Annotated in this window: 24 protein-coding genes; 11 read left to right on the top strand and 13 right to left on the bottom strand. The window is 75.2% G+C overall.

The features are described from left to right. Positions 1-191: 191 nt before the first annotated feature. The 3 genes from ACZ7RU_RS14975 to ACZ7RU_RS14965 all read right to left on the bottom strand — a co-directional run bounded on the left by ACZ7RU_RS14975 (position 192) and on the right by ACZ7RU_RS14965 (position 3,696). A complete protein-coding gene (locus tag ACZ7RU_RS14975; protein WP_470341354.1) occupies positions 192-1,292 on the bottom strand; it encodes a calcium:cation antiporter in 1,101 nt (366 codons plus the stop codon). Between the two features lie 89 nt (positions 1,293-1,381). Then, positions 1,382-2,857, bottom strand: coding sequence for a serine/threonine-protein kinase (locus tag ACZ7RU_RS14970; protein WP_470341353.1), 1,476 nt, complete (start codon positions 2,855-2,857; stop codon positions 1,382-1,384). Positions 2,858-2,934: 77 nt separating this feature from the next. After that, complete coding sequence (locus tag ACZ7RU_RS14965) at positions 2,935-3,696, bottom strand: serine/threonine protein kinase (RefSeq protein ID WP_470341352.1); 762 nt, start codon at positions 3,694-3,696, stop codon at positions 2,935-2,937. Between the two features lie 208 nt (positions 3,697-3,904). Here ACZ7RU_RS14965 and ACZ7RU_RS14960 point away from each other — a divergent pair, with 208 nt between their 5' ends. The 3 genes from ACZ7RU_RS14960 (at position 3,905) to nagB (ending at position 6,559) form a co-directional block, all read left to right on the top strand. Continuing rightward, positions 3,905-4,876 carry an SDR family NAD(P)-dependent oxidoreductase gene (locus tag ACZ7RU_RS14960; RefSeq protein ID WP_470341351.1) on the top strand — a complete coding sequence of 324 codons (972 nt, stop codon included), beginning with the start codon at positions 3,905-3,907 and terminating at the stop codon, positions 4,874-4,876. A gap of 172 nt (positions 4,877-5,048) precedes the next feature. Next, positions 5,049-5,456: a hypothetical protein gene (locus ACZ7RU_RS14955; RefSeq protein ID WP_470341350.1), complete on the top strand. Its 408-nt coding sequence runs from the start codon at positions 5,049-5,051 to the stop codon at positions 5,454-5,456. Between the two features lie 320 nt (positions 5,457-5,776). Continuing rightward, complete coding sequence (gene nagB, locus ACZ7RU_RS14950) at positions 5,777-6,559, top strand: glucosamine-6-phosphate deaminase (protein ID WP_470341349.1); 783 nt, start codon at positions 5,777-5,779, stop codon at positions 6,557-6,559. 150 nt (positions 6,560-6,709) lie between these two features. Here nagB and ACZ7RU_RS14945 read toward each other — a convergent pair whose 3' ends face one another. Next, complete coding sequence (locus ACZ7RU_RS14945; protein ID WP_470341348.1) at positions 6,710-8,359, bottom strand: YVTN family beta-propeller repeat protein; 1,650 nt, start codon at positions 8,357-8,359, stop codon at positions 6,710-6,712. A gap of 309 nt (positions 8,360-8,668) precedes the next feature. Here ACZ7RU_RS14945 and ACZ7RU_RS14940 point away from each other — a divergent pair, with 309 nt between their 5' ends. The 5 genes from ACZ7RU_RS14940 to ACZ7RU_RS14920 all read left to right on the top strand — a co-directional run bounded on the left by ACZ7RU_RS14940 (position 8,669) and on the right by ACZ7RU_RS14920 (position 13,553). Further along, positions 8,669-9,184, top strand: coding sequence for an RrF2 family transcriptional regulator (locus ACZ7RU_RS14940; protein ID WP_470341347.1), 516 nt, complete (start codon positions 8,669-8,671; stop codon positions 9,182-9,184). Positions 9,185-9,258: 74 nt separating this feature from the next. Further along, positions 9,259-10,440, top strand: coding sequence for a globin domain-containing protein (locus tag ACZ7RU_RS14935; protein WP_470341346.1), 1,182 nt, complete (start codon positions 9,259-9,261; stop codon positions 10,438-10,440). A 172-nt stretch (positions 10,441-10,612) separates the two neighbouring features. Next, on the top strand, positions 10,613-11,377 hold the full coding sequence (locus ACZ7RU_RS14930; protein ID WP_470341345.1) for a (Fe-S)-binding protein: 765 nt from the start codon (positions 10,613-10,615) through the stop codon (positions 11,375-11,377). Beyond that, entirely contained in the window at positions 11,374-12,819 is a 1,446-nt protein-coding gene (locus ACZ7RU_RS14925; protein ID WP_470341344.1) for a lactate utilization protein B, read from the top strand. The genes ACZ7RU_RS14930 and ACZ7RU_RS14925 overlap by 4 nt, the downstream gene beginning before the upstream one ends. Next, positions 12,816-13,553, top strand: a complete 738-nt coding sequence (locus ACZ7RU_RS14920; protein WP_470341343.1) for a LutC/YkgG family protein — start codon at positions 12,816-12,818, stop codon at positions 13,551-13,553. The genes ACZ7RU_RS14925 and ACZ7RU_RS14920 overlap by 4 nt, the downstream gene beginning before the upstream one ends. A gap of 187 nt (positions 13,554-13,740) precedes the next feature. Here ACZ7RU_RS14920 and ddaH read toward each other — a convergent pair whose 3' ends face one another. Next, positions 13,741-14,565 (bottom strand): dimethylargininase, encoded by an 825-nt coding sequence (gene ddaH, locus ACZ7RU_RS14915; RefSeq protein WP_470341342.1) that lies wholly within the window; start codon positions 14,563-14,565, stop codon positions 13,741-13,743. Between the two features lie 204 nt (positions 14,566-14,769). Then, entirely contained in the window at positions 14,770-15,663 is an 894-nt protein-coding gene (locus ACZ7RU_RS14910; RefSeq protein ID WP_470341341.1) for a 4Fe-4S domain-containing protein, read from the bottom strand. A 225-nt stretch (positions 15,664-15,888) separates the two neighbouring features. Between ACZ7RU_RS14910 and ACZ7RU_RS14905 the strand changes: the two genes are divergently transcribed. Further along, positions 15,889-16,671 (top strand): SGNH/GDSL hydrolase family protein, encoded by a 783-nt coding sequence (locus ACZ7RU_RS14905; RefSeq protein ID WP_470341340.1) that lies wholly within the window; start codon positions 15,889-15,891, stop codon positions 16,669-16,671. Between the two features lie 7 nt (positions 16,672-16,678). Here ACZ7RU_RS14905 and ACZ7RU_RS14900 read toward each other — a convergent pair whose 3' ends face one another. Further along, on the bottom strand, positions 16,679-17,122 hold the full coding sequence (locus ACZ7RU_RS14900) for a ribosomal maturation YjgA family protein (protein WP_470341339.1): 444 nt from the start codon (positions 17,120-17,122) through the stop codon (positions 16,679-16,681). A gap of 215 nt (positions 17,123-17,337) precedes the next feature. Between ACZ7RU_RS14900 and ACZ7RU_RS14895 the strand changes: the two genes are divergently transcribed. Continuing rightward, positions 17,338-18,762 carry a DUF2252 domain-containing protein gene (locus tag ACZ7RU_RS14895; protein WP_470341338.1) on the top strand — a complete coding sequence of 475 codons (1,425 nt, stop codon included), beginning with the start codon at positions 17,338-17,340 and terminating at the stop codon, positions 18,760-18,762. A gap of 22 nt (positions 18,763-18,784) precedes the next feature. Here ACZ7RU_RS14895 and ACZ7RU_RS14890 read toward each other — a convergent pair whose 3' ends face one another. From ACZ7RU_RS14890 to ACZ7RU_RS14880, 3 genes are read right to left on the bottom strand one after another with little or no spacing between them, the layout of a single operon-like run. Beyond that, positions 18,785-19,480: an alpha/beta fold hydrolase gene (locus tag ACZ7RU_RS14890; RefSeq protein WP_470341337.1), complete on the bottom strand. Its 696-nt coding sequence runs from the start codon at positions 19,478-19,480 to the stop codon at positions 18,785-18,787. 28 nt (positions 19,481-19,508) lie between these two features. Continuing rightward, entirely contained in the window at positions 19,509-21,053 is a 1,545-nt protein-coding gene (locus tag ACZ7RU_RS14885; RefSeq protein ID WP_470341336.1) for an MFS transporter, read from the bottom strand. After that, positions 21,050-21,613 (bottom strand): helix-turn-helix domain-containing protein, encoded by a 564-nt coding sequence (locus ACZ7RU_RS14880; RefSeq protein WP_470341335.1) that lies wholly within the window; start codon positions 21,611-21,613, stop codon positions 21,050-21,052. The genes ACZ7RU_RS14885 and ACZ7RU_RS14880 overlap by 4 nt, the downstream gene beginning before the upstream one ends. 252 nt (positions 21,614-21,865) lie before the next feature. Here ACZ7RU_RS14880 and ACZ7RU_RS14875 point away from each other — a divergent pair, with 252 nt between their 5' ends. Continuing rightward, entirely contained in the window at positions 21,866-23,116 is a 1,251-nt protein-coding gene (locus ACZ7RU_RS14875) for a DUF5685 family protein (protein ID WP_470341334.1), read from the top strand. Positions 23,117-23,120: 4 nt separating this feature from the next. Here ACZ7RU_RS14875 and ACZ7RU_RS14870 read toward each other — a convergent pair whose 3' ends face one another. From ACZ7RU_RS14870 to ACZ7RU_RS14860, 3 genes are all read right to left on the bottom strand, one after another. Beyond that, complete coding sequence (locus ACZ7RU_RS14870) at positions 23,121-23,318, bottom strand: hypothetical protein (protein ID WP_470341333.1); 198 nt, start codon at positions 23,316-23,318, stop codon at positions 23,121-23,123. Next, entirely contained in the window at positions 23,311-23,454 is a 144-nt protein-coding gene (locus ACZ7RU_RS14865; RefSeq protein ID WP_470341332.1) for a hypothetical protein, read from the bottom strand. Before ACZ7RU_RS14865 ends, ACZ7RU_RS14870 begins: the two co-directional genes overlap by 8 nt. A gap of 180 nt (positions 23,455-23,634) precedes the next feature. Next, positions 23,635-24,198, bottom strand: coding sequence for a TetR/AcrR family transcriptional regulator (locus tag ACZ7RU_RS14860; RefSeq protein WP_470341331.1), 564 nt, complete (start codon positions 24,196-24,198; stop codon positions 23,635-23,637). Between the last annotated feature and the right edge of the window lie 8 nt (positions 24,199-24,206).

Genomic DNA, 24,206 nt, shown 5'->3' with positions numbered 1-24,206 from the left:
GGGTGAGCCAGGGCCCTCACCCGGAACCACGGCCGCCGCCCCCTCCCGGGTTCACCGTCGGCCCCGTCGGACGCGCCGGCCCCACCGGCACCGTCCGTCCGCCCGGCCCGGACCCGGGTACGCCGGAAGCCCCTGGCCGGCACGGGGGAACGGGCCAGGGGCTTCCACTCCCGACCACGGCCGGCGGGCGCTCACGGGTTCAGCGCCAGCACCACGTATCCCGCCAGCACCGCCAGGTGCACCGCCCCCTGCAACGGGGTCGCCCGGCGCGGGATGACCGTGAGGGTGAGCAGCACGATCGTCAGGGTCAGCAGCACCAGGTGCGCCGGGTCGAGGCCGAGGACGAGGGGGCCGGAGAGCCAGCTGGAGGCGATCGCGACCGCCGGAATCGTCAGGCCGATGCTGGCGAGCGCCGAGCCCAGGGCGAGGTTGAGGCTGGTCTGCACCCGGTTGCGGACGGCCGCGCGCAGCGCCGCGATGGTCTCCGGCAGCAGGACCATCATGGCGATCACCACGCCGACCACGGCGTGCGGGAGCCCGGCGTCGTCCACCGCCTTCTCGATGGTCGGCGACACGCCCTTGGCCAGGCCCACCACCGCCACCAGGGCGACGGCGAGCAGCAGCAGGCTGACCCCGGCGGCCCGGAGGGTGGGCGGGGAGGCGTGCTCCTCCTCGTCCAGCACCCGGCCCTCGGGGGTGACGGGCAGGAAGTAGTCCCGGTGCCGGATGGTCTGGGTGGCGACGAACAGTCCGTAGACCACCAGCGAGGCGGTGGCCGCGAAGGTGAGCTGGGTGGTCGAGAACTGCGGGCCGGGCGAGCTGGTGGTGAAGGTCGGCAGGACCAGGCTGAGGGTCGCCAGGGTGGCGATGCAGGCGAGCGCGGCGCCGGTGCCCTCGGCGTTGAACACGGCGGTGCGGTACTTGACGGCGGCGACCAGGATGGACAGTCCGAGGATGCCGTTGCAGGTGATCATCACGGCGGCGAAGACGGTGTCCCGGGCCAGCGTGGAGGACTTGTCCCCGCCGTCGGCCATCAGCGTCACGATCAGCGCGACCTCGATCACGGTGACCGCCACCGCCAGGACCAAAGATCCGAAGGGCTCCCCCGACCAGTGCGCGATGACCTCGGCGTGGTGCACGGCGGACAGCACGGCGCCCACCAGGAAGCAGGCGACCACCGCCACCACCCAGCCGGGCAGTTCCTTGTGCCAGGTCAGGGCGAGGACGACGAACGACACCACCGGGACGACGACGGTCCATTGCGCGGCAGCGGAGCGGAGCTTCGTGATCATGCCGCCGAGGATCCCAGACCGGAGGCCCGTCACCCGGTTGCCCGCGCCGGATACGTGCCGATGTGGCATAACTCATCCTGTTTAGCCGTTCACCCGCCGTAGTCGCGGAGGTACAGAAGCACTTTGTCGACATGTTTCCGAACGCGTTCCGGGACGCCTCCCTCGGCCGTCACGGTCTTGTCACTGGTCCGGTACGCCGCCGCGACCAGGGCGGGCAGGTCGCGGGAGAAGCCGTGGCGCCTCATCCGCTGGTCGAGCCAGCAGGCGTAGTTGCCCATCGCGGCGATCGCGTCGCCCGGGTCCCAGTAGGACCTGGGGCCGGGGTGGGTGGCGGCCCTGCCCCAGGCCTCGAAGACGGACGGCGTCCACATGGCGATGCCGTACTCGCCGGTCTCCGGGCGGGCGGCGTTCGGGTCGAAGCCGCTCTCGGCCTTCAGCATGGCGGCCAGCAGCGCCGGGGTGACCTCCGGCTCCGGGCAGCGCCGCGCCGCGGTCTCGATCATGCCCCGGTAGGCCGTCGGGACGTCCGAGCCGGCCGGGATCGCCCCGGGCGGCCGGGGCGCCGCGCGGTGGGCGGCCCCCGGCCCGCCGGGCTCCGGCCCGCCCACCAGGGCGAGGACGGCCAGCCCGCAGGCGGCCAGGCCCGCCCCCGCCCGGACGGCGGCACGGCGGCGCCGGGCCGGCCGGGCGACGGCCCGGGCCACCAGAACGGCCGGCTCGGTCCGGGAGCGCTCCTCCCGTCCGCGGGCGAGACAGGCGGTCACCACGGCCCGCCAGCGCACCGGCAGCGCCTCGTCCAGCCGCAGCGGCGCGGCGCCCCGGGCGTACGCCTGGGCGGCCAGCGAGCGGGCCCGGGCGGTGGCGCCGAGGAAGGGGTGCAGGCCGCCGGTGAGCAGCTGGTGGGCGATCACGCCGAAGGCCCAGACGTCGGCGCTGGGGCGCACCGCGACGCCCCGGGCACCGGTGCGCTCGGACCACCACTCGGGCGGGACGTGGTCGGGCGAGCCCAGCGGCGGCGCGTAGGCGTGGGTGCCCTCCAGCTCGGCGGTGAGGCCGAAGTCGGCGATCTTGGCGGTGCCGTCGGGCATCAGCAGGACATTGGCCGGTTTCAGGTCCCCGTGCACCCAGCCGGCCCGGTGCATGTGGGTCAGCCCGGCGCAGACCTCGGTGAGGATGCGCTCGGCCCCCGGCACCGCCGTACCGGGGCGGGCCTCGGCCAGCAGGTCCTGGAGGCTGCGGGCGGCGCGTTCCATCACCAGGGCGACGGCGCCGTCCAGCGCCGGATGGTCCGGGTCCTCGACGGTGACCACGGCGAGGGTGCGGATCAGGTGGGGGTGGTCGGCGCTGCGGCTGAAGCGCTGCTCGCTGCGGGCCATCCGGGCCACCGTCCGGCGCTGGCCGGGGCTGAACCGGGCCGCGCCGAGGAGCTTGACGGCGACCTGGCTGCCGTCGGGGCCCTCGGCGGCGTGCACGCTGCCCCAGGCGCCCGCGCCGAGGAGGGCGCCGAGCCGGTAGCCGGCGATCGGGTAGCCCTCCGGAATCTCGCAGGGCGGACCGCCTGGCAACGCGGACCGGGGCGCCGTCGGCTCGGGCGAGGCCGACCCGGGCGACGCCGGTTCGGGCCCGGGCGGGGCGGCGGGCGTCACGGCCGGGCGACCGCGCGCCGGGACGGGAGCAGCGCCAGGTGCTCCTCCCGGACGAGGTCGAACCTCAGCGCCAGCGCGACCAGTTCCTCGCGCTTGCCGCCGCCCGCCCCCTCCTCGTACGGCTCGCGCAGCCGCAGCTTGGTCTCCACCAGGTAGTCGATGTGGTAGTTCACCGCCGACCGGCTCAGCCCGCGGCAACCGGGCAGGGCGCGCAGCCGGGCGAGCACCTCGGCCACCCCGGGGACGGCCGCGGCGGAGGGCGAGCGCAGCCGGGGCTCGCAGAGCGCGAGCAGGACCAGGAAGTACTTGGCGGTCGGGTCCAGCGCGAACGGGCTGACGGTGCGCTCGCCGTCGGGGCGGCCGGGCGGTCCGTCGAGGTAGGCGTGCTGCGGGGCGAAGACCTTGAAGGCGGCGGGTTCGCCGAGGGCGGGCAGCAGGACCCGGGAGAGCTCGAACGGGACGGGCGCGCCGAGCCGGCCGGGCGCCACCTTGACGTGCTCGCCCGCGCCCTCCAGGTTCTCCACCACATAGGTGGCCGAGGTGCTGAAGTTGGACAGCCGCCAGTAGTCCTCGGCCGCGACCACCTCCCCCGCCCGGCGGGAGACGCCCTGGTCGGGCAGCGGGATGGGGACCGGGCGGCCGGGCTCCCCGCGACCGAACACCGCGGCCTCGCCCGGGCCCATCCGCAGCAGGCCGGGGGCGTCTCCGGGCGCCATCTCGGGCCCTGGGCAGGGAAGTTGCACGATGACCGTGTCCACGCGGCACCTCCGTGGGATCGGGCCGATGGTATCCGTCCGATCCGCTCCGCAGGCGCACCACCACCCGGACGAGTGAGGGCGCGGCCAACCCCGCCCGGCGGGGCCGGGGTTGCCGTCCTCCCCGGGGAGGAGCGGGGTCCTCCTTCCGGCCGGGAGGTCCGGCCGGTCGGCCGAAGCGGCCCCGGGCGAGCGCTGCCAGGCTCGCCGCATGGACACCGACTCCTCCTCCCCCTCGACTTCCACCGCCGGACCGGCCCGGCGGGCGCTGCTCGGCGCCTCCGCCCTCGGCCTCGCCGGGGCGGCCACCGCCCTGGGCTCCGGGCGGGCCCGGGCCGAACCCACGACCCCGGCCGGGTCCGCGGCGCGTTCGGGCGGGCGCTCCGGGGCGCGCTTCGAGGGCCGTACCGTGCTGATCACCGGCGCCACCTCGGGCATCGGCCGGGCGGCCGCGCTCGCCTTCGCCGCGGAGGGCGCCCTGGTCGGCTTCTGCGGGCGGCGCGCGGCGCTCGGGCGCCAGGTCGAGCAGGAGGTCCGTCAACTGGGCGGCGAGGCCTCGTACTTCCCGGCCGACGTGCGCGACCCGGCCCAGGTCGAGCGGTTCACCGAGCAGGTCGTGGCCCGGTACGGCGGGCTGGACGTCGCCGTCAACAACGCGGGCGTCGGCAGCTCCAAGCTGCTGCACGAGCTGAGCGTGGCCGAATGGGACGACGTGCTGGACACCAATGCCCGCGGGGTGTTCCTGGCGCTCAGGTACCAGATCCCGCACATGCTGAAGGCCGGTCACGGGGTGATCGTCTGCACCGCCTCCTCCGCCGCCGAGCAGGCCCGGCCGAACGGCGGCGCGTACACGGCGAGCAAAAGGGCGGTTCAAGGACTGGTCAAGGCGGCGGCGCTGGCGTACGGGACGCGGGGGATCCGGGTCAACGCGATCCTCCCCGGCACCACGGACACCGCCTTCGTCCGGCCGCCGGGCGTCCCGGACGCGGCCTGGGCGCGGTTCAAGCAGGCCTACGGCCCGTTGAACGTCGAGGGGTTGGAGCGGATGGCCGAGCCGGCGGAGATCGCCCGGGCGATCCTGGCGCTGGCCTCGGACGACTTCGCCTACCAGTCCGGGGCCTCGGTGCCGGTGGACGGCGGGGCGACGGCCGGGCGACGGATGGTGCTGCCGCCCATGAACTGATCGCCCGTCAGGACGGGAGTTGTCCGCGTGCTGAACGGAGGGCGAATGGTTGCAGGATGTAGTTGAACGGTCACCATGGGTGTGACGCAACGCACACAGCATGACATCCACGATGTGTGCAAGACTCATCTCAAGGAGTGAGATTCCCTTAATTTCCAAGGAGGTTCGCATTATGCGCGCTCGGATCGCAGCTCTTGCGCTGGCGGCGGCAGGGATCACCGGCCTGACGGCGGCTCCGGCCATAGCGGCCACGGCGACGCCCGACACCGACGCCGTGGCCTGCGCCGCGGTGCTCAACCAGCCCTGCATCTCGCACCAGGCCGACGGCGGGGGCATCGTGGGCGTCGCCCAGGTCAGCGCCGATCCCGGGCAGTTGACGGTGGTTCGGGTCGAGATCCGCACCCAGGAAGCCTGGGGCAGCCCGTGGGAGACGGTCGCCTCCGCGACCACCGTGCGGTTCGGCTCCGCGACGGCGGTCACGCCGCGGGTGACCGCCACCGCGCCCCGCCTGATCTGCGCGACCGCCGGCCCGGCGCTGGACGTCTCCCAGCAGGTCACCACCTGCACCAGGCCGTTCTGACCGCGGGGCGACCGAAGCGCCGCACCCGCCACCCCCACACCGTCCGTACGACCGGGCAGCCGTCCGGACGGCCGGGGAGCGGGAAGCAGTAGCGGGCACCACCACCGGGGCCGGCCGCCGGGACATCCCGTCCCGACGGCCGGCCCCGACCGCTCCACCAGGACCCGACCGCTCCACCAGGCAGGAGGGCGGCCGGGGGCGGCGGACGGAAGATCGTCCGGGCACCGGACCCGGGTGGACCTGGGGCGCCCCTTCACGGCAAACTGGTCTAGACCTCGGAGGTCTAGACCTCAGCCTCGCCTCAGAACGGTGGACCCAGTATGGAAATCGTGATCGTCCCTGACGCCCGTGCGGCCGGCGAACTCATCGCCGCGGCGATCACCGATCTGCTGACCGACAAGCCCGACGCCCTGCTCGGCGTGGCGACCGGCTCGACCCCGCTGCCGATCTACCAGGCGCTCGCCGAGCGGGTCCGCGACGGCCGGCTGGACGCCACCAGGGCGCGCGTCTGCCAGCTGGACGAGTACGTCGGCCTGCCCGCCGGCCACCCGGAGTCCTACCGCTCGGTGGTGCTGCGCGAGGTCGTGGAGCCGCTCGGCCTGACCGAGGAGTCCTTCCTGGGCCCGGACGGCAACGCGTCCGACATCGCCGCGGCCGCCACCGCCTACGACCGTGCGCTGGCCGAGGCCGGCGGCGTCGACCTCCAGCTGCTCGGCATCGGCACGGACGGCCACATCGGCTTCAACGAGCCCTGCTCCTCGCTCTCCTCCCGGACCCGGATCAAGACCCTCACCCGGCAGACCCGGGTGGACAACGCCCGCTTCTTCGACAGCATCGACGAGGTCCCGCACCACGTCATCACCCAGGGCATCGGCACCATCCTGGAGGCCCGCCACCTGGTCCTGCTCGCCACCGGTGAGGCCAAGGCCGAGGCCGTCGCGCTCGCCGTCGAGGGCCCGCTGTCCGCGGTCGTCCCCGCCTCGGCGCTCCAGCTGCACCCGCACGCCACCGTGGTGGTGGACGAGGCGGCCGCCTCCCGCCTCAAGCTCGCCGACTACTTCCGCGACACCTACGCGGCCAAGCCGGTCTGGCAGAAGCTCTGAGCAGCCGCCGTGCGGGCACTGAGCAGGCGCTGAGCCGGCACTGAGCGAGCCCGCGCACTCCCGGCAGCAGCCGTGACGGACGGCCCCGGGCCCCGCCGAAAGGTTTCGGCGGGGCCCGGGGCCGCTGCCACGCCCGCGGCTGGGCGGGGGCTACTTGCAGGTGATCAGCAGCCCGAGCACCGCGGTGCAGCCGCGGGTCGCCCGGCTGGTGGCGGGCGACGGGTCGGCGGGCGCTCCGCCGGTGCGGGCCACCGTGACGTCCCAGCTGCGGACCAGCGAGAACAGGCCGACCCCGATCGAGAAGTGCCGGGTGGTGCTCGCGCCCTTGGCCAGCGGCGCGGTCAGCGCGCAGCCGAGCTTCCCGGCGGAGACGGTGCAGTCGCCGGAGGTGGCGGTCAGCCCGGCGGGCAGGTCGGCGGCGACGGTGGCCGAGGCGACCGGGTCCGGGCCCTGGCCGGTGAGGGTGACGGTGTAGTCGACCCGGCTGGAGAACAGCCCGGCCACCGGGGTCGCGGTGAGCGCGACGCCCAGGTGGGCGGCGGGGGCGGTGTAGGTGAAGCGGTCGGCGGCGACGGCCGCACTGGTGCCGCCGGGCGCGGTGACCCGTACGTCCACCGGCCCGGTGACGGTGGTGGCGGGGGCGGTCGCGGTGCAGGCGGTGCTGGTGCAGCTGAACGAGGTGGCGGCGCCGGCCGCGCCGAAGGTCACCGCGGTGGCGCCGGCCAGGTCGGTGCCGGTGACGGTCACCGTGGTGCCGCCCGCGCCGGAGCCGCTGTTCGGGCTGATCGCGGTGACGTCCGGCACCGGCAGCGGGAAGTCCACCAGGTCGACGGCACCGCCGGTGAAGTCGGCGAGGTAGCCGTGCCGCCCGTCGGCGGTCAGGGCCAGGCTGTAGGGGCCGGCGCCCACCGGCACGGTCGCGGTGACCGTCCGGCTCGCGGTGTCCACCACGCTCAGGGTGTCGTCCGAGTAGTTGGAGACGTAGGCCGCCGTGCCGTCCGGGGAGAGGGTCACGGCGTAGGGGCCGGAGCCGACCGCGACGGTGCCGAGGACGGTGCCGGCCGCCGTGTCGATCACGGCGGCGGTGCCGTCGTCGCCGTCGGCGGCCCACAGCCGGGTGCCGTCCGGGCTGAGCGCGAGGCCGAAGGCGCCGTGGCCGACCGCGACGGTGCCGCTCACCGTGCCGGTCGCGGTGTCGACCACGGTGACCGCCTTGTCGCCGGAGGCGGCGACGTACAGCCGGGTGCCGTCCGCGGAGACGGCCAGCCCATGCGGTTCGGCGCCGACCGGGACGGTGGCGGTCACGGTGGCGGACGAGGTGTCCAGCACGCTCACGGTGCCGGCCCCGGCGTTGGCCACGTAGGCGCGCGAGCCGTCCGGCGCGAGGGCCAGGCCCCAGGGCTGGGCACCGACCGGGACGGTCGCGGTGACGGCTCCGGTGGCGGTGTCCACGACGCTGACGGTGTTGTCCAGGTGGTGCGTCAGGTAGGCCCGGTGCCCGTCGGGCGAAACGGCCACGGCGTACGAGCCGGTCCCGGCGGTGAAGGTGCCGGACACGGTGTCGGTCGCGGTGTCCAGCACGCTGACCGCGCCGCTGCTCTGGCTGGTCACATAGGCGTGGCCGCCGTCCGGTGTCAGCGCGACGCCCGCCGGGTACGGCGCCACCGCCAGGTGCGCGGCGACGGCCGGCGGCGGCGTGACGGCCTCCGCCGTCACGGGCAGCGACAACAGGGCGGCCGTGGTCGCGGCTATCGCGACCACGGCCGTCCGGGCACGACGGGGGGTGCGGGTTCTGCTCACGGGTCTCTCCAGCTGCTCGGCACGTCCGGACATGTGGTGGTGGTGCGTGGTGGGTTCGGAGCCGGGGGAAGCGTAGAAGCAGCCCTGATGTGACGTCAGGTAGTGGCGGTTAATGTCGCCAACTGTTCGGTTCCGACCACGGGACGACCCTCCGCCGGGGCCGGGCGCGGCGGTGCACACCGGCCGGAGCCCGACCCGGGGGCGCTCGGACCCGCCCGGTCGAGGGCTCCCGGGGGACGTGACCAGCGTCTCGATCGAAGTCGTGCAGGAAATTGGAGTTGCAGAGTCGCATTCGATAGCGTTCCGAACGTGAGGCTGACCAAGAGCACCGACATCGCCCTGCGGATCGCCATGCGACTGGCGGTCCTGGGCGAGGGCGACAACCCGACCACCCGCGAGGTGGCCGAGTCGGTCGGCGTGCCGTACACCCACGCGGCGAAGGTGGTCAGCCGACTGCAGCACCTGGGGGTGGTGGAGGCCCGGCGCGGTCGCGGCGGCGGGCTGATGCTCACCTTCGCCGGGCGGACCGGTTCGCTCGGGCTGCTGCTGCGGGAGCTGGAGGGGGTCGGCGACGTGGTCGGCTGCGAGGACGACCCGCCGTGCCCGCTGCGGGCCGCGTGCCGGCTGCGCGGGGTGCTGCGGGGCGCCCAGGAGGCGTTCTTCGCCGCGCTCGACCACCTCTCCGTCGCCGACCTGGTGGCCTCGCCCACCGGACCGGTGCTGCTCAGCCTCACCGCCGGACCCGCCGACACCGCCCGCAGCGCCGACACCTCCGGCACCGCCCGCGCCACCGATCCCGCCGGACCCGCCGGACCCGCCGGCTGATCAGCCCACCCGGGGCCGCGCGCCACTTCGCGGCCTTTAATGCGAATCTCAGATTCCAGTTAGGAGCCCCACTGATGCTGTCCGCGAAGTCCGCCGAGGTCATCGAGGCCACCCTGCCCGTCGTGGGCGCCGCCATCGGGGACATCACCCCGCGCTTCTACGACCGGCTCTTCGCCGCGCACCCGGAGCTGCTGCGCGACCTCTTCAACCGGGGCAACCAGGCCAACGGCAGCCAGCGTGAGGCCCTGGCCGGCTCGATAGCCGCCTTCGCCACCGCTCTGGTCGCCAACCCGGACCAGCGGCCGGACGCGATGCTCGCCCGCATCGCCCACAAGCACGTCTCGGTCGGCATCAGCAACGACCAGTACAAGATCGTCCACGAGCACCTGTTCGCCGCCATCGTGGAGGTGCTCGGCGACGCCGTCACCCCCGAGGTCGCCGCCGCCTGGGACGAGGTCTACTGGCTGATGGCCAACGCGCTGATCGCCGTCGAGGACCGGCTGCGCGCCGAGGTCGCCGCCGGCGGCGACCCGGCCGACCTGTGGCGCGGCTACACCGTCGTCGCCCGCGTCCAGGAGACCGAGACCGTCACCACCTACCTGGTCCGCCCGACCGACGGCGGCCCGGTGCCGGCCTTCCGCCCCGGCCAGTACGTCTCGGTGCGCACCGAACTGGCCGACGGCGCCCACCAGATCCGCCAGTACAGCCTCTCCGGCGGTGCCGACGGCGCGCTGCGCTTCAGCGTCAAGCGCGAGGACGGCGGCGAGGTCTCCGGCCACCTGCACGACCACCTGAAGGCCGGCGACCCCGTCGAACTGGCGCCCCCGCTGGGCGACATCGCCCTCGCCGACGGCGACGGCCCGGTGCTGCTCGCCTCCGCCGGCATCGGCAACACCCCGATGACCGCCATGCTCGACCACCTGGCCGCCACCGGCTCCACCCGGCGGGTCGTCGCCGTGCACGGCGACCGCGACCAGCTCAGCCACGCCTTCCGGGCCGAGCTCGCGCGGCTCACCGCCACGCTGCCGAACGCCACCGCGCACGTCTTCTACGAGCAGCCGCTCGGCGAGTGGCCGGCCGAGCGCACCGGCCTGGTGGACCTCTCCACCGTCGAGGTCCCGGCCGGCACCACCGCCTACCTCTGCGGCCCGCTCCCCTTCCTGCGCGCCGTCCGCGAGCAGCTGCTGACCGCGGGCGTCCCGGCGGCCGACATCCACTACGAGGTGTTCGGCCCGGACCTCTGGCTCGGCGCCTGAGCTCCCGGGGCGTGAGGTCCCGCCGCTGAAGTCCCCCCACGGCACCGGGCCGCTCGGTACGATCACGAGCGGCCCGGTGCCGTTCGGTCGGAGCCCGGTTCGCGGGAATCCCGTCCGCCGGAGTCGGGTCCGCCGGAGCCCGTTCGCGGGAGTTCGGCAGAAGGGAGCCCGGATGCGGGTCGCGCTGTTCGCCACCTGTGTCAACGACGCGCTGTTCCCCGCCACGGCGGTGGCCACCGTCCGGCTGCTGGAACGGCTGGGCGTGACGGTGGACTTCCCCGCCGGGCAGACCTGTTGCGGGCAGCCCCAGTACAACACCGGCTACCGCAGGGCCTGCGAGCCGCTGGTCCGGCGGACGGCGAAGGCCTTCGCCGGGTACGACCACGTGGTGACGCCCTCGGGCTCCTGCGTGGCGATGGTCCGGGACAACTACCCCCGGATCGGCGCCCGGGCCGCCGCCGAGGGCCGGGGCACCGAACTCGCCGACCTGGCCACCGGTCTGGTGCCCCGAGTGGTCGAGCTGACCGAGTTCCTGACCGACGTGCTCGGCGTCGAGGACGTCGGCGCGCACTTCCCGCACACCGTCACCTACCACCCGTCCTGCCACGGCCTGCGCCTGCTCGGCCTCGGCGGGCGCCCGCGCCGGCTGCTGGGCGCCGTCCGGGGCCTGGAGCTGGTCGAGCTGCCCGGGGCCGAGGAGTGCTGCGGCTTCGGCGGCACCTTCGCGGTCAAGAACGCGGCGGTCTCGGCGGCCATGGCCGAGGACAAGATCGCCAACGCCCTCGGCACCGGCGCCCGGATCCTGTGCGCCGCCGACAACTCCTGCCTGCTGCACCTCGGCGGCACCCTGCGCCGCCAGGGCGCGCCGCTGCGGCCACTGCACCTGGCGGAGATCCTGGCCAGCACCGAGGAGCACCCCTGGAGGCCGTCCGCATGAGCGAGCGGAGCGAGCGCACCGGAGACCCGGCCGGTACCTTCCTCGGCATGCCCGCCTTCCCGCGGGCCGCCGCCGAGGCCGTACGGGACGGGCGGCTGCGCGCCAACCTGCGGCACGCCACCCACACCATCCGCGACAAGCGGGCCCGGGCCGTCGCCGAACTCTCCGACTGGGCGGAGCTGCGCGCCGCCGGCAAGGCGATCAAGGACCACACGCTGCGCCATCTCGACCGCTACCTGGTCCGGTTGGAGGAGTCCGTCACCGCGGCCGGCGGCACCGTGCACTGGGCCGCCGACGCCGAGGAGGCCAACCGGATCGTCGCCGGGCTGGTCAGGGCCGCCGGAGCGACGGAGGTGGTCAAGGTCAAGTCGATGGCCACCCAGGAGATCGAGCTCAACGAGGCGCTGGCCGCCGAGGGGATCACCGCCTACGAGACCGATCTCGCCGAGCTGATCGTGCAGTTGGGCGACGACCGGCCCTCGCACATCCTGGTGCCGGCGATCCACCGCAACCGGGCGGAGATCCGGGAGATCTTCGCCGACCGGATGGCCGCCTGGGGCCGCCCCGCGCCCGAGGACCTCACCGACTCCCCCGCCGAACTCGCCGAGGCGGCCCGGCTGCACCTGCGGGAGAAGTTCCTGCGCGCCGAAGTCGCCGTCTCCGGAGCCAACTTCATGGTCGCCGAGACCGGCACCCTGGTGGTGGTGGAGTCCGAGGGCAACGGCCGGATGTGCCTCACCCTGCCGCGCACCCTGATCTCGGTGGTCGGGATCGAGAAGGTCGTGCCGACCTGGCGGGACCTGGAGGTCTTCCTCCAACTGCTGCCCCGCTCCTCCACCGCCGAGCGGATGAACCCGTACACCTCGCTCTGGACCGGAACGACGGAGGGCGACGGCCCGTCCGAGTTCCACCTGGTGCTGCTGGACAACGGCCGTACCGCCGCGCTCGCCGACCGGGTCGGCCGCCAGGCGCTGCGCTGCATCCGCTGCTCGGCCTGCCTCAACGTCTGCCCGGTGTACGAGCGGGCCGGCGGACACGCCTACGGCTCGGTCTACCCGGGGCCGATCGGCGCCGTCCTGACGCCCCAACTGCGCGGCACCGCCAGCCCGGTGGACGCCTCGCTGCCGTACGCCTCGTCGCTCTGCGGGGCCTGCTACGAGGTCTGCCCGGTGGCGATCGACATCCCCGAGGTGCTGGTGCACCTGCGCGAGCGGGTCGCCGAGCAGGGCGGGCACCCGCTGGAACGGGCGGCGATGGCGGCCGCCGGATTCGTCCTGGACCACCCGGCGGCGCTCACCGCCGCCGAGCGGCTGGCCGGCCGCACCCGGTCGCTGCACCCGCGCCGGCTGCCCGGGCCCGGGCGGGCCTGGACCGACACCCGGGACCTGCCGGAGGTACCCGCCGAACCGTTCCGCGACTGGTGGCGGAGGAACCGCACATGACCGCAGCCGACCGCACCGGGCCGGACGCCCGCCCCCACGTCCCCCACCGCCCCGGCGGCTCCCGGGAGTTGGTCCTCGGCCGGATCCGGGCCGCGCTCGGCGACACCGCCGGGGCGGCCGAACAGCCGCTGCCCCGCGACTACCTGACGGCGCACGTCCCGACCGACGACCGGGCGGCGCTGCTCGACCTGCTGCACCGCAACCTGGCCGACTACCGGGCCGTGGTGCACCGCTGCGCCGAGGACGAACTGCCCCGGCGGATCGCCGGGTCGCTGGTCGGTCGGGGCAGCCGGACGGTCGTGGTGCCGGCTGGACTGCCGCCCGCCTGGCTCACCGCGGCCGAGGCCGCGGGAGTCGGACTCCTCCCGGACGACGGGACGTTGACCGCCGCCCGGCTGGACGCCGCGGACAGCGTGGTGACCGGCTGCGCGCTGGCCGTCGCCGAGACCGGGACGATCGTGCTGGACGCCGGCCCCGGCCAGGGGCGGCGACTGCTCTCGCTCGTGCCCGACCACCACGTCTGCGTGGTGCGGGCACCGGAGCAGGTCGTCGCCTCGGTGCCGCTCGCCCTGCCCCGGCTCGATCCGCTCCGGCCGCAGACCTGGATCTCGGGGCCGTCCGCCACCAGCGACATCGAGCTGGACCGGGTGGAGGGCGTGCACGGCCCGCGCACCCTGGAGGTGCTGCTGGTCACGGCCGCGGGCGCGCAGGGTCCCGAGAGCTCTGCCGGCTAAGGCGTGTCTGACAATTCGCGTCGGATCAGGGCGCGGCGTTGGGGTGCGTGCATCGCAAGGCGGAGGAGGGAGCCACTGCGGTGGGGGCACCTCCCGGCCGAAGGCTGGGGGCCATTGGTGACCGACGACAACGCGGCGAGGTGCGTGCCCCGGCGTCGCGCACCCGGCGGGAATTGTCAGACACGCCTTAGGGCCTGAGCTCCAGGGTGCAGCACTTCGCCCCGCCGCCGCCCTTCAGCAGCTCCGAGACGTCCACCGGGACCGGCTGGTAGCCCTGCTCGGCCAGCCGGCCGGCCAGGTTCTTGGCGGCCTCCGGCAGCAGGACCCGCCGGCCGTCCGAGACCGCGTTCAGCCCGAACACCTCGGCGTCGGCCCGGTCCGCGAGGATCGCGTCCGGGTGGAGCGCACGCAGCACCGAGCGGCTGTCGGCGTCGAAGGCCTCCGGGTAGTACATGATGTGGTCGTCGGCGAGCACCGCCAGCGCGGTGTCCAGGTGGTAGAAGCGCGGGTCGACCAGGGTCAGGCTGACCACCGGGACGCCGAACAGCTCCCCGACCTCGGCGTGCGCGGCGCGCGAGGTGCGGATGCCCGCCCCGGCGAGCACCCGGCCGCCCACCAGCAGGTGGTCGCCCTCGCCCTCGTTGACGTGCCCGGCCAGGCGCACCTCGCGGTAGCCGCGCTCGCGGAACCACGTCTGGTACGCCGCCGACTCGGCGGCCCGCTCCGCGTGGCGGAAGGAGGCGACCAGGGCCTTGCCGTCCAGCACGGTGGCGCCGTTGGCGGTGTACACCATGTCGGGCAGGCCGGGCACCGGGTCGATCAGCTCGACGGTGTGGCCGAGCCGGCGGTACGTCCAGTAGAGCTGCTCCCACTGGCGCAGGGCGAGCGCGGTGTCGGTGGGCTGGGAGGGGTCCATCCACGGGTTGATCGCGTAGTCCACGGTGAAGTGCGTCGGCCGGCACATCAGGTAGCGCCGCGGCCGGGCGTGGCGCTCCGGAGTCTGCGTGAGCATGGCTCAACCATCCTTGGATCGCGGGGAGTTCGTCGCACGGAGCTTCAGGGTTCGCAGGGCCGAACACCTTCGTTCCCAAGGCGGTTGCCCCGGCGGGACCATGCGCACACCCGGGCGGGCGCCCTCAGCGGTCGCACGCTCCCGCGCACCCGTCGCAGGAACCGGCGCACCGCCCCTCCACCGTCGACGGACCGGCCCCGTCCGCTACCAGCGGACCGCGCCGAAGTCCACGGGCCTCGGCCGCAGCTCCCCGCACCGCTCGGCCAGCGCCCGCAGCCGGCGGTCCGCCTCCTCCGCGGACATCCGGCGCCGGCCGCCGTGGCCGGGCAGCAGCCACTCGAAGCGCAGCACGCCGACGCCGCGCCGCAGCGAGGCGGCGAGCTCCTCGATCGAGTACCAGGTCACCGACTCCGCCACCTCGAGGTCGCCGGCGGTGCGGGACCAGTACAGGCTGTCGCCGCTGAAGCAGTACCGCTCGTCCGCGAGGTAGAGCACACTGCCCCGGGTGTGGCCGGGGAACGGGTGGGCGACCAGGCCGGGCGAGATCTCCGTCGGCGCGGTGCCGCGCAGCACCCGGTCGGCGTCGGGCGCGGCGTCCAGATCGCCCTCGTGGATCCAGAGCCGGGCGCCGAACCGGTCGGCGTACGCCCGGCCGTGCGCGGCGTGGTCGCGGTGCGTGAGCAGGACGTCGGTGACCGGGCCCAGCTCGGCGTACCGGGCGGCGAGGGCCTCGCTGTAGCGCGGTGTGTCGACCATCACCCAGCCGGTCGGACGGCGGCAGAGGTAGGAGTTGGCGCCCGCGAGGTGGCGGGAGTTGTGGCCGAGCAGCAGCAGGTCGTCGGCGAGGGCCAGCGGGAACGGGTCCTCGGCCGGGTCCAGCGGCCCGGTGCCGGGACGGATGGAGCGGGTCGGGCAGGTGTGGGCGGCGGCGAGCAGCTGCCCGCGTTCGGCCGCGTCGCGCGGCTGGCGGACCAGCTCGGAGCGGCCCTCGTGCTCGCGGACCAGGTCGGGCGCGAGCTGCCGGGCCACGTCGCAGTTGGTGCACCGGTCGTCGATGGACCAGTTCTCGGACGGGTCGGCGCGCAGGTCGGTGGTCATGGATGTCCTCCCCAGGCGGACGGCGGCCGCGGCGGCCGCTCCCTTCGAGCATCCGCCGGACGGGCCGGAAAGCGGAAGGGGGAGGGGATCTTGTGCTTTCCGGGGGCCGGCCCTCTGCGGGCGCGGCGGCCGACGAGGGTACGTGGCCGCACGTGGCCCATCTCACGTGCCGCCGGGGGCACCTACGGTGGCGTAGGTCACTTGATTGGGTGAACTATCTCTTTCATGCCGAATCTCCAGGAGACCCTTGACCTCGATTCGTATGCCGCCCTCGGGGACAGCTTCACCGAGGGTCTGAACGACCCTGGCATCGACGGCAGGTTCGCCGGTTGGGCCGACCGCCTCGCCGGGCTCCTCGCCGACGGGCGCCCGCCGGGCGCCTTCCGCTACGCCAACCTCGCGGTGCGCGGACGACTGCTGGACCAGATCTCCGCCGAGCAGGTGCCGGAGGTCCGGCGCCTCCAGCCCGACCTGGTCACCTTCTGCGCGGGCGGCAACGACATCCTCCGACCGGGCAGCGACCCGGACGAGGTGGCCGAGCGCTTCGAGGCCGCCGTCGTCCAACTCGCCGAGAACGCCGGGACGGTGCTGATCTGCACCGGCTTCGACACCAAGGACGTGCCGCTGCTGAAGCACCTGCGCGGCAAGATCGCCACCTACAACGGGCACATGCGCGCCGTCGCCGACCGCAACGGCTGCAAGGTGGCCGACCTGTGGTCGCTGCGCGCGGTGCAGGACCGCCGCGCGTGGAGCGAGGACCGCCTGCACCTGTCCGGCGAGGGCCACCAGCGGGTCGCCCTGCTGGCCGCCCGCTCGCTGGGCCTGCGCACCGAGCAGGACCCGGAGGCCCCCTGGCCGGACGCCCGCGTGCTCACCCCCGCCGACCAGCGGCGGGAGAACATCCAGTGGGCCCGCGAGCACCTGCTGCCCTGGGTCGGCCGACGGCTGCGCGGGGAGTCCTCGGGCGACCATGTCGAGCCCAAGCGGCCGGACCTGCTCCCGCTCTGACGGAGCGTCAGCTCGGTCCGCGCCGGGGTGCTCCGCCGGTCGCTGCGACTCGGGAGGTCCGCAGCGACCGGTGGAGCACCCCGGCGCAGCCCGCGCCGACCAGGTACCAGAGCAGGTCCGGCGCATTGAAGGTGGAGCCCAGCACCAGCCGGGCCAGGGTGCTGTGCCGCCCCCAGTCGTCCGGCAGGCCGGTGAGCTGGAACAGCTCCACGGCCCAGCTGAGCGCGGCGGCCAGGACGGCGGCGCGGCCGGGGCGGACCCTCGGCGCGGCCAGCACCAGCAGGGCGTACAGCAGGACGGTGTAGAGCGCGTCCCCGGCGTACTTGGCGAGGTCCCCGCCCAGCACCGCCCGCACCCCCAGCCCGGCCGCCACGGTCAGCGCCGCCGCCACCGCGGCCGCCGGGCGCGTCCGCGGGCGTGCCCGACGGCCGTTCCCCCCGAGATCGTTCATCCGGCCCACGGTACCCGTTCGCCCCACGGGCGCCGCTCCGGCCCTGTGGAACGCTCCCCGAGGCCGCCCGCCCCTCCCGCAAGCGGACCCCCGGCCCCCGGAACCACCGCGCCACGCCGTATCGTCACTCCCCCGACGAACGTCCGCGCAGGTCGCGGCGGAGTGAGGACCGGAAGGGACGGGCGGGACGAGTGGCGCACGTGGGTGGGGCCGGAGTGGCCGAGGCGCGGCCGGAGTCGGCGGCGGGGCGGGACGGGCGGACCCGGCGCGGGTTCGCGGTGGCCGGCTTCGCCTCGGCGCAGGACGGGCGGGCGCGGGAGCGCGGCAAGGAGCTGCGGACGCGGGTGCCCCGGGAGCGGCACGCGGAGTTCACGCCCGCGCCCGACCGGCCGACGGCCGTGACCGCGCTGGAGGCCTCCAACACCGGCCGAATAGCCCGGCTGGTGCCGATCCGGGTCGGCCGGATGGCGGCCGGCCCGTTCGCGTTCCTGCGCGGTTCGGCCGGCCTGATGGCCGCCGACCTCGCGGGCACCCCGGTGACCGGGGTGGGCGCACAGCTGTGCGGGGACGCGCACGCCGCGAACTTCGGCCTGTACGGCGATGCCCGCGGCCAGATCGTGCTGGACATCAACGACTTCGACGAGACCGTCCCCGGCCCCTGGGAGTGGGACCTCAAGCGGCTCGCCGCCAGCCTGGTGCTGGCAGCCCGGGAGGCCGGCGCGAGCGAGTCCATCGCGCGCGAGGCCGCCCAGCACGCGGCCGGCTCCTACCGCCGGACCGTGCGCACGCTGGCCAAGCTGCCCTCGCTGGACGCCTGGAACGCCATCGCGGACGAGCAGCTGGTCTCCTTCGCCGAGGCCCACGACCTCACCGAGGTGCTGCGCAAGGTCGGCGCGAAGGCGCTCGGCAACACCAGTGCGCGGTTCGCCGCCCGCAGCACCGACCGTACCGCGGACGGCGGTTGGCGCTTCAGGGCCGCGCCCCCGGTGCTCACCGAGGTGACCGACGCGACCGCCCGCGCCGTCGCCCACGCGCTCGGCCCGTACGTCGAGACAGTGCCGGCCGAGGTGCGCACCCTGCTGTCCCGCTACCGGGTGCAGGACGTGGCGTTCCGGGTGGTCGGCACCGGCAGCGTGGGCACCCGCTCGTACGTGGTGCTGCTCACCGACCACCGCGACCAGCCACTGGTGCTCCAGGTGAAGGAGGCCCGTCCGTCCGCGCTGCTGCCGTACCTGCCGAGCGGGTCGCGGCCGGCGGCGGACGGGCACGAGGGCCGCCGGGTGGTGCTCGGCCAGAAGCACATGCAGGTGGTCAGCGACACCCTGCTGGGCTGGACCACCGTCGACGGACTCCCGTACCAGGTGCGGCAGTTCCGCAACCGCAAGGGCAGCGTCGACCCGGCCGCGCTGCAACCGTCCCAGCTGGACGACTACGCCCGGATCACCGGCGCCCTGCTGGCCCGGGCGCACTCGCACACCGCCGACCCGAGCCTGCTGGCCGGGTACTGCGGCAAGGGCGAGGCCCTGGACGAGGCGGTCGCCGCCTTCGCGGTGGCCTACGCGGACCGCACCGAGGCCGACCACGCCGACCTGCTGACGGCCGTGCGCAACGGGCGACTGCCGGCCGAGCACGGCGTCTGACCCGCCCGGCGGCTCGCGGCTCTCAACGGGCCAGGAACGGCGCCACCGCGGCGACGAACTCGGCGGGCCGGGCACCGTGCACCAGGTGCCCGGCCTCGACGGTGACCAGGCGGCAGTCCGGGATCCGCCGGGCGAGTTCGGCGATCCGCTCCTGCGGTATGTGGCTGGCCGGGCCGCCGGCCACCGCCAGGGTGCGGGCGGTGATCCGGGCCAGCCCCTCCCGCCAGGCCGGGTCGGGGTCGTCGAGCTGGGCCTTGACCGCCCGGACCATCGCCCAGTCGAAGTGCACCTCCGGGTCCGGATCCTCGGGCAGCGCGCCGGCCGGGCGCGGGTACAGCGCCGCGATGTCCTCCAGGACCAGCCGGTCGATCCGCTCCGGCGCGGCCTGGGCGAGCAAGTAGGCGACGACGCCGCCCATCGAGTGGCCGACCAGGTCGACGCGGGCGAGCCCGAGGGCGTCGAGGAAGGCCAGCACGTCGTCCCGCATCGCCTCCACCGAGTAGGAGGCGGTGCGGGCGCTGTCGCCGTGGCCGCGCAGGTCGAGCGCGTACACGTGGTGTCCGGGGGCGAGGTCGGGCAGGACGGTGTCCCAGTCGGCGGCGCGTTCGCCGAGGGCGTGCAGCAGGACCAGCGGCGGGCCGCCGGTCCGGCCGCTCTCGCGGTAGGCGAGCGTCACCTCGGGCAGGTCCACGGTCAGGTTCCGTACGTCGTCGGTCATGCCCGCCACGGTACGCACCGACCACCGGCTAGCGGACCGGCGTTCGCCCTCGGCTCATCGCGGCCGGCTCGCCCTCGTGCTGCTCCCGCGCCGTGGCCCGGCCTGCGAACACCGAGGCCAGGACGGCCAGTCCGGCCACCGCGGCGCACACCGCGCTCGCCGCCAGATAGGCGGAGCGGTGCCCGCCGCCCGCGGCGGTCTCCCGCAGGTAGACCCCGGACAGGGCCGAGATCGCGACGGCCGCCGCGATCCGCTGGGCCATCTGCAGGATCGCCCCGCCCACCCCGGCCGCCTCGGCGGGCGCGTGGCGCAGCACGTACGCCTGGTTGGTGGAGCCCATCAGGCCGACCGAGGCGCCGGCGAGCAGTTGCAGCAGCGCCAGCAGCCAGGGCAGGACGGCGGCGGGCGCCCAGTGCGCGAGCAGTCCGCTGAGCAGCATGGCGAGCGCGGAGCCGACCGTCCCCGCGGTGACGGTGCGTCGGCCGAAGCGCTGGACCACCCGCCAGGCGAGCGCGGAGGCCACGCCCATGGCCACGGCGGAGGGCAGCGCGACCAGGGCGGCGCCCATCGGGGAGAGGCCCAGGCCGTCCTGGAGGAACATGGTCAGGACCAGCGAGGCGGCGAGCGAGGAGCCGAACTGGGCCATCGCGGTGGCCGTCCCGAGCGCGTACGGCGCGGAGCGGGTGAGGGCCGGGTGGATCAGCGGGTGGCCGCCGGTGCGGGCGTAGCGGCGCTGCCACCAGGCGAGCGCGCCGAGCAGCAGCAGGGCGGCGGCCGCGAAGGCGAGCCAGCCGGCCCAGCCGGGCGGCCGGACGAAGGGCAGCATCAGGGCGAGGGTGAGTGCCCCGACCAGCAGCAGGCCGAGGATGTCGAGGTCGGCGTGCCGGGCACTGGGACGGGGCTTCGGCAGGTGACGGGCCGCCAGGGCGACGGTGGCCAGGCCGAACGGGACGTTGAGCAGGAAGGTCAGCCGCCAGCCGTGCTCGGGGCCGGCCAGGGCCAGCACCGCGCCGCCGATCGGCGGGCCGAGGGCGAAGGCGAGGCCGCCGGTGACGGCGTACATGCCGAGGGCGCGGGCCCGCAGCTGTCCGTCGAAGACGTCCTGGAGGGTGCCGATCATCTGGGAGTTGACCAGGCCGGCGCCCGCGCCCTGGAGCAGCCGGGCGGCGATCAGCACCCCGGGCTCGGTGGCGGTCGCCGAGACCAGGCTGACCAGGGTGAACAGGGCGAGGCCGGTGACGAAGAACCACTTGCGGCCCTTGACGTCGCCCAGCCGCCCGCCGGGGATCAGCGCGAGGCCGAAGGCGAGCGAGTAGCCGGCGACGATCCACTGGAGGTCGGCGGGCCCGGCGTGCAGGGTCTCGCGCAGGGCGGGGATGGAGGTGTTGAGGACGGACTGGTCGAGCAGGGTGGTGAAGCCGCCCGCGACGCAGACCAGCAGGACCCGGCGCCCGGCGGCGTCGAAGCGCTCCTTGGGCCCCTTGGCCTCCTCGGGCTTCCCCGGCTCCCGGGGCCCCTCGGGCCCCTTGGCCTCCTCGGGCTCGTCGGCTATCGGCCCGGTGGCGGCGCTCACGGCTCGACCACCACCAGCGCGTAGCGGGCCTGGTCCGGGCCGAGGCTGCGGAAGCGGCTGGTGCCGCCGGCGTAACGCAGGCAGTCGCCGGGGCCGAGCGGCTGCGGCTCGCCGTCCACGGTCAGTTCCAGGTTCCCCTCGAACAGCCAGAGGTGGTGCTCCCGGCCGGGCGTGCAGGCGCGGTCGTAGGCGATGTCCGCACCGGCCGGCAGCCGGCCCTCGATGATCTCCGCCCGCAGCGAACCGTGCGGCGGCGACACCGAGCGACGGACGAACCCGGTCGTCCCGTCCCGCCAGACCTGCTGCTCCCCGGCCCGCACCAGCCGGGCCGGACCGGACTCCACCTCGGCGAGCAGCCGCGACATGGTCCGCCCGTACACGGCGCACAGCCTCCCGAGCAGCGCGGCCGTCGGGCTGACCTCGGCCCGCTCCACCCGGGACAGCGTCGACCGGCTGACGTCCGCCAGCCGCGCCAGCTCCTCCAGGGTCCATCCCCGTTCCAGCCTCAGCTCGGCGAGCCTCTGCGCCAGCCGCTCGTCGGCGGCCGTTTCGTTTCCCATATTCGCGATGCTATCCCGGATATGAGATCCCCTCACCGGGGTCGGGCGCGGGACTCCGGACCACCGGAAGCCTCCCTCGGGCTGCCGTACCCCGGCGTACGCGGCAGCCCGAGCCGGGGCGCGCGCCCGCCGCGGGCTCCCGCCGCCGGCCGGGTCGCGGTTCGACGGGCGCTCGGCCCCAAAGGGGCGCTGATCATATGATGTGCGGCGAATCGGGGCCGGTCGGCGGCCCGTGAGGCGAGGGGGACCCGCATGTTCGGCATCATCAAACCGTGCAGGCACCGATTGTCCGAGCGCTTGCAGACCTCCTGGATGGCCCACCTGTGCGGGCTCTGCCTCGCACTGCGGGACGACCACGGACAGCTCGCCCGGACGGCGACCAACTACGACGGCCTGATCATCTCGGTGCTGGTCGAGGCCCAGGCCGCCCAGGAGGACTCCTCCTGGCGCCGCACCGCCGGGCCGTGCCCGCTGCGCGGCATGCGGACCGCCTCCGTCGCCAAGGGCGAGGGCGCCCGGCTCGCCGCCGCCGTCTCGCTGGCGCTCGCCTCGGTCAAGATCCGCGACCACGTCGAGGACCGCGACGGCGTCTTCGCCCGCCGCCCGGTCGCCGCCGGGGCCCGGGCCGTCACCCGGCGCTGGGACCGGCAGAGCGCGGGCAGCGCCTCGACCATCGGCTTCGACACCGCCGTGCTGCTCGACGCGGCCTCCCGGCAGGGCGAGTTGGAGCGCTCGCTGCGGCCCGGCGGGTCCGTCCTGCTGGTGACCGAGCCCACCGAGACCGCCACCTCGGCCGCCTTCGCGCACACCGCCGTGATCGCCGGGCGCCCCGGCAACGCCGCCCCGCTCGCCGAGGCCGGGCGACTGTTCGGCCGGCTCGCCCACCTCCTCGACGCCGCCGAGGACCAGGCCGCCGACGCGGCCTCGGGCGCCTGGAACCCGCTGACCGCCACCGGCACCGACCGCGCCGAGGCCGAGCGGCTCTGCCGCGACGCCGTCCACGGCATCCGGCTCGCGCTGCGCGAGGTCGAGCTGACCGACCGCGCCCTGGTGCACGTGCTGCTCGCGCACGAGACCGAGCGGGCCGTCGACCGGGTCTTCGGCCAGGCCCGGCACACCGCGAGCTGCCGCCGCCCGGACGCGCCGGGCACCGCCACCGGCGAGCACCCGCACCAGGCGCCGCCTCAGGAGGCTCCGCCGGGCCAGGCGCCGATCCCGCCGTGGGTGCCGCAGGGCCCCGGCTTCACCCCGCCCGGCCAGAAGCCGCCGAACCCGCGCAACCTGCTCGCCGGGTGCGCGGTGTGGGCGCTGATGGCCTGCACCTGCCAGCTGCTCTGCTGCGACCACAACCACCCGTTCACCCGCGAGCCCCGCAAGGGCTTCTGCGAGCGGCACGACGTGGACTGCCCCGACTGCTGCGACTGCTCCGGTTGCGGTGACTGCTGCAGTTGCTGCGACGGGTGCGACTGTTGCGACGGCTGCTGCTGCGACTGCGGCGGCTGACCGGTCAGCCCGCCGGCTCCGCTCCGGCCCTCCCGTCCTGACCGGGCCGACCGACCCGACCGGCCACCACCGGCCCGGGGTGCCCCCGCAGCACCCCGGGCCGGTCCGCGTCCAGGTACCCCTCGGCCTCGCCGCGCTGCCACAGCGGCAGCACCGGAACCGGCAGCACCGCCGGCGGGCACAGCTCGGCGCACTCAGGCATCACGCCGCGCCGCCTTCCGGTCCACCACCAGCGAGTCCTCCAGCCGCGCCAGCAACTGCCGGAACCGCTCGGTGTCCTGCTCCGTCATCCGCCCCTCGGGCAACGCCCCCGGCCGCTCGGCCGCTCTCTCGTCCATGCGCCCGAGGCTAGGCGCTGTCGATCAATGGGCGATAAACGCGTGTTCGGGCGGAAAGCACGTGCCGCCTGCGGTTCGGCCCGCGACGTTCGAGCCTCATGACGCCTCGTCAGTTATGCCGGGGCTCCCTGGCTCCCGCGCTACCGGGCTACCGGGTTACCGGGCTACCGGGCTACCGGGCTACCGGGCGGGCAACGCGTCCAGCAGCACCCGGGCGGCCTCCCGGGCGTCGGCCGCCGCCGTCGGATCGCCGTGCACGGCGGCGCTGGTGATCGCGCCCTCGGCCAGCAGGGTCAGGTGGACGGCCGTGGCGGGCGGGGCTCCGGCGGCTTCGGCCAGGGCCGCGAGGTAGCCGCCGAACTCCGACTTGTGGTGCCGGGCGGCGGCCACCACCGCGGGACTGACGGCGCCCAGTTCGCCGAGCGAGTTGACGAAGGCGCAGCCCCGGAAGCCGGGTTCGGCGAACCACCGGCCGAGCCAGTCGAAGACCGCGAGCAGCTGCTCCCGGGGGGAGCCCCCGGCGCGCGAGACGTACCCGGCGAGGCTCGCCCGCCAGCGGCCGTCGCGGCGCAGCAGGTAGGCCTCGACGAGCTCGCCCTTGGACGGGAAGTGCTGGTAGAGGCGGCGCATGGTCATGCCGGAGGCGGCCCGGACGGCGTCCATGCCGACGGCCTGGATGCCCTGGCCGTAGAACAGCTCCTCGGCCGCGTCGAGGATCCGGGTCCGGGGGTCTTCCTGCTCCATCTTCCTTG

It is taken from the genome of Kitasatospora sp. NPDC114501 (assembly GCF_055633695.1).
Note: the sequence above shows the minus strand (reverse complement) of the source record. Positions and strands in the feature narration are given on the sequence as shown.